This is a genomic window from Phenylobacterium sp. (genome assembly GCF_031412415.1).
Taxonomy (GTDB): Bacteria; Pseudomonadota; Alphaproteobacteria; order Caulobacterales; family Caulobacteraceae; genus Phenylobacterium.
In genome coordinates, this window is the sequence record NZ_JANOCX010000189.1 from 1 (window position 1) to 2,003 (window position 2,003).

3 protein-coding genes are annotated in these 2,003 nt (G+C 68.0%); 2 read left to right on the forward strand and 1 reads right to left on the reverse strand.

Annotated elements, in window-relative coordinates:
• Window positions 1–243, forward strand: a 243-nt coding sequence (locus RMO04_RS09115) for a hypothetical protein (RefSeq protein WP_309644467.1), incomplete at its 5' end; no start/stop codon positions are given.
• On the opposite strand, the gene RMO04_RS09120 is transcribed toward RMO04_RS09115, so the two are convergent.
• The gene (locus RMO04_RS09120) at window positions 240–1,007 is read right to left on the reverse strand and encodes a molybdopterin-binding protein (RefSeq protein WP_309644468.1); all 768 of its coding nucleotides are present in this window, start codon (window positions 1,005–1,007) and stop codon (window positions 240–242) included. The two genes, RMO04_RS09115 and RMO04_RS09120, sit on opposite strands and share 4 nt — an antisense overlap.
• A gap of 169 nt (window positions 1,008–1,176) precedes the next feature.
• Here RMO04_RS09120 and RMO04_RS09125 point away from each other — a divergent pair, with 169 nt between their 5' ends.
• Window positions 1,177–1,650: a hypothetical protein gene (locus tag RMO04_RS09125; protein WP_309644469.1), complete on the forward strand. Its 474-nt coding sequence runs from the start codon at window positions 1,177–1,179 to the stop codon at window positions 1,648–1,650.
• The last annotated feature ends 353 nt before the right edge of the window (window positions 1,651–2,003 follow it).

Below are 2,003 nucleotides of genomic sequence, written 5' to 3' on the forward strand. Positions count from 1 at the left end.
GAGATCGAGCACGTGGTGCTGGCCTACGGGCTGAGCGTGCTTATGGCCGCGTCGTTTCCGAGGGTTCATCCCTATCTGTTCGCCGCGGGCATCGCCGCGGCGGGCGCAGGATTGGAGATCTCTCAGGCCCTGGGCTGGATCAGCGGCGGCTACGAGCTGCGCGACGCCCTGTCCAACGCCGCGGGCGCGCTCGCCGCCATTCTGCCGATAGCCATTCAAAACCGCCGCGTCGGGCGGCGCTAGGGCGCCTCGACTTCGCGCACATTGGCGACGCCGGCCTCGGTCAGCGCCGCGATCAGTTCGGCCACGGTGCGCGCCAGCTCTTCCGGATCACGCCCGCGCAGCACCAGGTTCGAGCCGTAGAGCCCCTGGTCGAAGAAGGGATAGCTGCCCAGCGACATGTCGGGATGGCCCTTCGCCACCGCCTCCAGCGGCGCGGCGATCACCCCCTCGCCTGAGCCCTCGACCCGCACCGTGCGGCTCAGCACCACCGCGCCGCCCCGAAGCCGATGGCCGACATCTTCCAGCATGCCGCGCATGATCACCGGCACCCCAGCCAGCACGAAGACATTGCCGATCGTGAACCCCGGTGGCCCCTGGACAGGGTTCTTGACCAGGTCGCCGCCGACCGGGACCCGAGCCATCCGACGCCGCGCAACGTTGACCTCACCGCCCCAGCGCGCGGCCATCATGGCGATGATGTCGGGGTGCTCGTACAGCTCCACGCCGAAGGCGGCGGCCACCGCGTCGGCGGTGATATCGTCGTGGGTCGGCCCGATGCCGCCCGTGGTGATCACGTAGTCGTAGCGCGTCCGCAGGGCGTCCAGCGCCGCGATGATCTCCTCGTGGACGTCGGGCACCGTGCGGGCCTCAGCCAGGTCCACGCCATGGACTCCCAGGTACTTGGCGATATCGCGCAGGTTGGTGTCCTGCGTCCGGCCCGACAGGATCTCGTCGCCGATGATCAGGACCGCGGCCGTCACGCGTCCGTCTGTTTCGCCCGCCATATCCGTCGCACCGTCCCGCCGCGACCCGCATCGGCGCGGGTCGCCCTGACTACGCCTGTCGCGCCGCGCGCCGCAATCGCTCGTTTCGGCCGCTAGCCGCGATCTTGCATTCGGGATTGCAAGTCGTCCCAGCAAGGGATTTCGTGTCGAAGCCAGAGAGGATCTGAAAATGATCAAGGCCGCCATCTTCGGTCTGGCGCTCGCGGTCGTAGGCGGGAGCGCGGTCCAGGCCGCGCCGTTCGCCACCATCGCCTTTCGCAAGGGCGACAGCGCCCTGGTCTACGACGCCGGCAGCGTCAGCGGCGACGCCGCCCGGGCCAGCGCCTGGGTCTACCAGATCCTTCACAACCCGATGGACGGCGCCACCCTGATCGCGACCTATCGCCAGTTCGACTGCATCTTCGGACGCACGCGCGATGTCTCGCGCCGGTTCGCCACGCCGAAAGGCGAAACGCTGCGCGCGGTGGAAGCGCCAGATGAATGGCAGGAGGTCGAGACCGGCAGCGATCGCGCCGAGCTCCTGCGCCAGGTCTGCACCGGCAAGCCTGGCCGAATCGCCGGCGACGGGCTGTCGGTCTTCGCCTTCCAGGACGTGGTCCTGACCGCGCTCAAGGCCGGCGTCGGCAAATCAGGCGCGAAATAGCCATAATCCCGCCGCGACATCGCCGCGGAACCTCAAGCTAGACAATAGATTATGTCGCCCTGCAGCGCCGCTCACGCATCTCGTGATCGCGGCGGACTGTCGCAACGCCGCGCGTTGCGCTTCGGCCAGGGCGATGCCCGGGTGCCGTCCTTCGGCGCCTGCTGAAATGGCGCCGCGCCCGATCCCATCCGCCCCAAAAAGTGTCGCAAACAATTGTGGGACAACGATCTCGTTGTCGTATTAACTCTGCGGCAGGTTGGGCGGGGCGCACTACCGCTCTCTTTGGGAGCGCCTTTTCCCGGCACCTACTCAGTTAGGAATTTCGCTCGCATGGGCGCGTGCGGCGGATGCGG